The sequence below is a fragment of the Bradyrhizobium yuanmingense genome, assembly GCF_029167105.1.
GTDB lineage: Bacteria > Pseudomonadota > Alphaproteobacteria > Rhizobiales > Xanthobacteraceae > Bradyrhizobium > Bradyrhizobium yuanmingense_A.
Map to the genome: position 1 here is coordinate 1 of NZ_JARFML010000086.1, position 6793 is coordinate 6793.

The window sequence follows — 6793 nt, forward strand, 5'->3', positions numbered from 1 at the left end:
AGTCGGCCGTGAACAAGGCTCTAAGCGATTGAGCGGGAGTCTGTTTTCGGGTTTTGGAGGCATTTGAGATTGCAGGGATTTGGGGCTTGAGGCTTCCAAACCCTGCAAATTGGTTTTTGGATTTCCTTTTGCTGCGGGCCATGATTCTGTGTGCATCGGAGAAGACGATGCGACCGAAGAAGCACAAGACCACGGGATCGAATGACCTGTTCCGGGCACGGCTGGATCAGATCATCAACATGAAGCACGAGCTGGTTCTGCTCGCCGGCAAGGTCGATTGGGACTGGATCGACGGCGAGATCGCTCCGCTCTACAGCGAGAACGGCCGGCCGGGCATCGAGACCCGCTTCATGATCGGGCTTTTGCTGCTCAAGCAGATTTACGGGCTGTCTGATGAGGGCGTGTGCGAACGCTGGGTCCACGATCCGTACTTCCAGTTCTTCACCGGCGAAGAGTTCTTCCAGCACACCTTCCCGCACGAGCGCTCGGACCTGAGCCACTGGCGCAAGCGGCTTGGCGATAAGCTGGAGCTGCTGCTGGCCGAGAGCCTGCGGGTGGCGCACGCGGCCGGCGCATTGCGCGGTCAGGACCTCAAGCGCGTCACGGTCGACACGACGGTGCAGCCGAAGGCCATCACCTTTCCGACTGATGCCAAGCTCTTGCATGCAGCCATCAGAGGTCTCAACCGCCTGGCGAGACAGCACGGCGTCAGGCTGCGGCAATCCTATTCTCGCGTGGCCAAGGCGGCCGCGATGATGGCGGGTCGCTACGCTCATGCCAAACAATTCGGGCGGCATCAGCGGCAGTTGCGTGTCCTGCGCAGCCGGTTGGGACGGATCATCCGCGACATCCGTCGCAAGATCGAAGACGAGCCGGCACTGGAGGAGGTGTTCGCACTCCCCCTTGGCCGAGCCAGCCAGATCCGCTCGCAGCAGCAGCGCCAACGTGGCTGGAAGCTGTATTCTTTCCATGCCCCGGAGGTGGAGTGCATCGGCAAGGGCAAGGCCGCTGCCCCTTACGAGTTCGGCGTGAAGGCCTCTATCGTCACCAACAACCGCCGGGCTCCCGGTGGCTTGTTCGTGCTGCACGCCAGGTCGCTGCCCGACAACCCTTACGACGGCCACACATTGCGGGACATCATCGGCCGCACCGAGACACTCACTGGCTGTCCGATCGAGCGGGCCTATGTCGACAAGGGGTATCGCGGCCACGACGCTCAAAATCCCCGTCGCGTCTTCATCTCCGGTCAGAAGCGCGGCGTCTTCGGCGTCATCAAGCGCGAACTGCGCCGCCGCTCCGCCATCGAGCCCATCATCGGACACCTGAAGGCCGAAGGTCATCTCGGCCGCTGCTATCTCAAAGGCCGCGCCGGCGACGCCGCCAACGTCGTCCTCTCAGCCGTCGGCCACAATTTCCGCCGCATCCTCGCCTGGCTCAGAGATCTTTTGTGCCTGTTCCTGGTCCCGCTCTGGCGCACGTTCAATTGTCCAGAAAAGTCAATCCGGGCTTCTTAACGGTCGACCACCTAGTGTGGACTTAGCTGACCGCTGATCTGGGAAGCCCTTTCGAATCATTCAGCTCAGCAGGATGCTCTAACTAGCCGCCGGTTGCTGTTTGAATTTCTTGGCGCAGGGGATCGTCGACTGTTGCCGGCGCATCAGAGGCCTTTGATTAGCCCCGAGCTCAATCGGTTTGAAAGCGGCCGCTGGTTGTTGCACCGCTGCGCCTCCGATCCCCGCATCATCATTTATCAGGCTCAAGCGGGACGCGTGGCACAACGCGGAGCGCCGAAGGGACGGCACGATTAACATGAAGCGCTAGTGTTTTCAAAGTAAACGTTCCCATAGCCAAGCAGCCCTGTGCAAAGAATTCGATCTATCTGACAGACGCTTTCGTGGCTCCATGCCCAACGCGAATGACGCCCCTTTTGCCTTGCTTCCTTGATGCCGCGGGTCTTGTGCGATTTGCAGGTCTAAAAACGAGAGTTCGTTGTGTTTGCAGTATTTACTCAGCCTGCATCGATTATCGACGTTTTCGAGCGTGGAGCCCGGCTAGCATGCGTACCTCGCGCGGGCACACAAGTGACCGGCCCAGTTGGTTCAGGAATTCCCCACAGTCCACGTACCCATCTAGAGAGTCCCCATAACGTTGCGGTTAGCTCGATCCCTTTTCGAGGAGCCGAAGGAGCACACATGCGCGAATACCTGAAGTTCTACATCGACGGCCGTTGGGTAGAACCGGCCTTGCCCGAGCGGATTGACGTCATAAATCCCGCTACTGAGGCGGTTTGTGGCCATATCTCGGCCGGCACTGCCGCCGATGTCGACAGGGCTGTGGCTGCGGCCAAGAAGGCATTCGTTAACTACTCACAGACAAGCCGGGAAGAGCGCATCGAACTCTTGCAACGGATATTGGTCGAGTATCAGAAGCGCTTCGACGACCTCGCAAAGGCGATAACGGAGGAAATGGGCGCGCCGGTAACATTCGCACAACAGTCGCAGGTTCCGGCGGGATTGGTTGATATAAAGGCCAGCATCGAAATCTTGAAAACATTTAAGTTCGAAGAAGATCGTGGCACGACGCGGATCGCCAAGGAGCCGATTGGTGTCTGCGGCTTAATTACCCCTTGGAATTGGCCAATTTGTCAAACCGTCTTGAAGGTGGTGCCGGCGCTCGCCGCCGGCTGCACTATGGTGCTCAAGCCTTCCGAGGAGGCGCCGTTCAGCGCCTACATCTGGGCCGAAGTCATGGACGCGGCCGGTGTCCCGCCGGGCGTTTTCAATATGATCAATGGAGTGGGGCCTGTGGTTGGGGCCGCGATCGCAAGTCATCCCGGCATCGACATGGTCTCATTCACCGGCTCGACCCGCGCTGGAGTTGAGGTGGCCCGCAGCGCCGCCGCCACAGTTAAGCGCGTGACTCAGGAGCTGGGCGGTAAAAGCCCGAATATCATCCTGGAGGATGCCGACTTCGAACCCGCAGTTAGCGCAGGCGTGCGCTCGGTGATGAGCAACTCCGGCCAGTCCTGTAATGCACCTACCCGCATGCTGGTCCCGGTAAAAAAGATGGACCGAGCTATCGCAATAGCCAGGAAGGTGGCGGAAGCTACTACTGTCGGCGATCCGAACAGCGGCGCCACTATCGGGCCGGTGGTCAACAAGAACCAGTGGGAGAAGATCCAGCACCTGATCAGGGCCGGGATTGACGAGGGGGCGACGCTTGTCACCGGTGGCATCGGGCGTCCAGAGGGACTCGATAAAGGTTTCTTTGTAAAGCCCACCGTGTTCGCTAACGTGAAGAACGATATGACCATCTCTAAGGAAGAGATTTTTGGGCCAGTGGTGTCAATCCTTAGCTACGAGAACGTCGATGAGGCGGTCCAGATTGCCAACGACACTGAGTATGGTCTGGCAGCCTATATTTCTGGTTCTGACGTGAACGAAATCCGAGCCGTAGCCTCGAAGCTGCGCGCCGGCCAGGTCGCGATCAACTGCAGCGGCGGCGATTCGACCGCGCCATTTGGCGGATACAAACGGAGCGGCAACGGCCGCGAAGTAGGTGATTACGGGTTCCACGAGTACCTGGAGACCAAGGCCATTCTGGGCTACACGCCCAAGTAGGCGACTATCCGATCATTTCCCTGAATTCGATCAGGCGGTCAGCACGGATGCCGCCTGGGGAGGCTCATCACCGTTCTGCATTTGCGTGACGGAGAACCTTTGCGAGACGCCCGTGAATCGTCGCAAGCGTGATTTTGTTTTTTGTAGTCCAGAATAGGGGCCGGAGAGAATAATGAAGACACGTGCTGCCGTCGCTTTCGAAGCCAAGAAACCACTCGAGATCGTCGAGGTCGATCTGGAAGGGCCGAAGGCCGGCGAAGTCCTGGTCGAGATCAAAGCGACCGGCATCTGCCATACCGACGGCTACACGCTCGACGGTTTTGACAGCGAAGGAATCTTCCCCTCGATCCTCGGCCACGAGGGCGCCGGTATTATCCGCGAGATCGGCGCAGGCGTCACCTCGGTGAAGCCGGGCGATCACGTCATTCCGCTCTACACGCCGGAATGCCGGCAGTGCAAGCTGCCTGAGCCAGAAGACCAATCTCTGCACCGCGATCCGCGCGACGCAAGGCAAGGGCGTGATGCCCGACGGCACCAGCCGCTTTTCCTACAAGGGCAAGCCGATGTACCACTATATGGGTTGCTCGACCTTCTCCAACTTCACGGTCCTGCCGGAGATCGCAGTCGCCAAGATCCGCGAGGACGCCCCCTTCGACAAGACCTGCTACATCGGCTGCGGGGTCACCACCGGCGTCGGCGCCGTCGTCAACACCGCCAAGGTCACGCCTGGCTCCAACGTTGTGGTGTTTGGCCTCGGCGGGATCGGGCTAAACGTGATCCAGGGAGCCAAGATGGGCGGCGCCGACAAGATTATCGGCGTCGATATCAACGATTCCAAGGAGGATTGGGGCAAGAGGTTCGGCATGACGCACTTCGTCAATCCGAAGGAGGTCACCGGCGACATCGTCCAGCATCTCGTCGGTCTCACCGATGGCGGCGCCGACTACACCTTCGATTGCACCGGCAACACCACGGTGATGCGTCAGGTGCTGGAAGCCTGCATCGCGGCTGGGGCACCTCAATCATCATCGGCGTCGCCGAAGCCGGCAAGGAGATCGCCACCCGTCCGTTCCAGCTCGTCACCGGCCGCAACTGGCGCGGCACCGCCTTCGGCGGCGCGCGCGGGCGCACCGACGTGCCGAAGATCGTCGACTGGTACATGAACGGAAAGATCGAGATCGACCCGATGATTACTCACGTGCTTAAGCTCGAAGAGATCAACAAGGGCTTTGACCTCATGCACGAGGGCAAATCCATTCGTTCAGTCGTCGTGTACTAAATCAGAACCGTTACGACGAGGGTTCGCCCATAACTGGCGCTCATGCTCGTCGATAAGGGTTTCAAACAGGGCAGGGGCGGCTTTACCGGCAGCATGCTGGCTGCAAATGAGGGTCGCCGGTCATCGTCGGTATCGAGATTGGCGTGACGCACATTCACGCCTGCGGCTGCACCAGGTGCTGGAAAGATGGCGCGACGTTCTCCGTCGTCGCCATAATGCCGCGCCAGAACGTCACCGCGCTTGAGAACGGCGACAAGATGCAGATCGTCGATCCTTCGGCAGTCGTGCCAGCGCTATTACTGCAACCTCCTGGCGGCTACATGTGCGTCGCTTCAAGAAAGACCATGCGCTCTACGTCAGGACGTTATCTTGTCGGCCGTGAACAAGGCTCTAAGCGATTGAGCGGGAGTCTGTTTTCGGGTTTTGGAGGCATTTGAGATTGCAGGGATTTGGGGCTTGAGGCTTCCAAACCCTGCAAATTGGTTTTTGGATTTCCTTTTGCTGCGGGCCATGATTCTGTGTGCATCGGAGAAGACGATGCGACCGAAGAAGCACAAGACCACGGGATCGAATGACCTGTTCCGGGCACGGCTGGATCAGATCATCAACATGAAGCACGAGCTGGTTCTGCTCGCCGGCAAGGTCGATTGGGACTGGATCGACGGCGAGATCGCTCCGCTCTACAGCGAGAACGGCCGGCCGGGCATCGAGACCCGCTTCATGATCGGGCTTTTGCTGCTCAAGCAGATTTACGGGCTGTCTGATGAGGGCGTGTGCGAACGCTGGGTCCACGATCCGTACTTCCAGTTCTTCACCGGCGAAGAGTTCTTCCAGCACACCTTCCCGCACGAGCGCTCGGACCTGAGCCACTGGCGCAAGCGGCTTGGCGATAAGCTGGAGCTGCTGCTGGCCGAGAGCCTGCGGGTGGCGCACGCGGCCGGCGCATTGCGCGGTCAGGACCTCAAGCGCGTCACGGTCGACACGACGGTGCAGCCGAAGGCCATCACCTTTCCGACTGATGCCAAGCTCTTGCATGCAGCCATCAGAGGTCTCAACCGCCTGGCGAGACAGCACGGCGTCAGGCTGCGGCAATCCTATTCTCGCGTGGCCAAGGCGGCCGCGATGATGGCGGGTCGCTACGCTCATGCCAAACAATTCGGGCGGCATCAGCGGCAGTTGCGTGTCCTGCGCAGCCGGTTGGGACGGATCATCCGCGACATCCGTCGCAAGATCGAAGACGAGCCGGCACTGGAGGAGGTGTTCGCACTCCCCCTTGGCCGAGCCAGCCAGATCCGCTCGCAGCAGCAGCGCCAACGTGGCTGGAAGCTGTATTCTTTCCATGCCCCGGAGGTGGAGTGCATCGGCAAGGGCAAGGCCGCTGCCCCTTACGAGTTCGGCGTGAAGGCCTCTATCGTCACCAACAACCGCCGGGCTCCCGGTGGCTTGTTCGTGCTGCACGCCAGGTCGCTGCCCGACAACCCTTACGACGGCCACACATTGCGGGACATCATCGGCCGCACCGAGACACTCACTGGCTGTCCGATCGAGCGGGCCTATGTCGACAAGGGGTATCGCGGCCACGACGCTCAAAATCCCCGTCGCGTCTTCATCTCCGGTCAGAAGCGCGGCGTCTTCGGCGTCATCAAGCGCGAACTGCGCCGCCGCTCCGCCATCGAGCCCATCATCGGACACCTGAAGGCCGAAGGTCATCTCGGCCGCTGCTATCTCAAAGGCCGCGCCGGCGACGCCGCCAACGTCGTCCTCTCAGCCGTCGGCCACAATTTCCGCCGCATCCTCGCCTGGCTCAGAGATCTTTTGTGCCTGTTCCTGGTCCCGCTCTGGCGCACGTTCAATTGTCCAGAAAAGTCAATCCGGGCTTCTTAACGGTCGACTA

The 6793-nt window shown here is 60.1% G+C and carries 3 protein-coding genes and 2 pseudogenes; all 5 read left to right on the plus strand.

Going from position 1 to position 6793, the window contains the following annotated elements; all coding sequences use genetic code 11:
- Positions 1-167: 167 nt before the first annotated feature.
- Positions 168-1514 carry an IS5 family transposase gene (locus P0R31_RS40300; protein WP_275521137.1) on the plus strand — a complete coding sequence of 449 codons (1347 nt, stop codon included), beginning with the start codon at positions 168-170 and terminating at the stop codon, positions 1512-1514.
- 678 nt (positions 1515-2192) lie between these two features.
- On the plus strand, positions 2193-3620 hold the full coding sequence (locus tag P0R31_RS40305; protein ID WP_275521139.1) for an aldehyde dehydrogenase family protein: 1428 nt from the start codon (positions 2193-2195) through the stop codon (positions 3618-3620).
- Positions 3621-3792: 172 nt separating this feature from the next.
- Positions 3793-4899 (plus strand): annotated as a pseudogene (locus tag P0R31_RS40310) (S-(hydroxymethyl)glutathione dehydrogenase/class III alcohol dehydrogenase).
- Between the two features lie 42 nt (positions 4900-4941).
- Positions 4942-5202 (plus strand): annotated as a pseudogene (locus P0R31_RS40315) (S-(hydroxymethyl)glutathione synthase); the annotation flags it as partial.
- Positions 5203-5436: 234 nt separating this feature from the next.
- Positions 5437-6783 (plus strand): IS5 family transposase, encoded by a 1347-nt coding sequence (locus P0R31_RS40320; protein ID WP_275521137.1) that lies wholly within the window; start codon positions 5437-5439, stop codon positions 6781-6783.
- Positions 6784-6793 lie beyond the last annotated feature (10 nt).

Coding starts and splice junctions, on each gene's coding strand:
- P0R31_RS40300 (WP_275521137.1), top strand. CDS start 168: ATGCGACCGAAGAAGCACAAGACCACGGGATCGAATGACCTGTTCCGG.
- P0R31_RS40305 (WP_275521139.1), top strand. CDS start 2,193: ATGCGCGAATACCTGAAGTTCTACATCGACGGCCGTTGGGTAGAACCG.
- P0R31_RS40320 (WP_275521137.1), top strand. CDS start 5,437: ATGCGACCGAAGAAGCACAAGACCACGGGATCGAATGACCTGTTCCGG.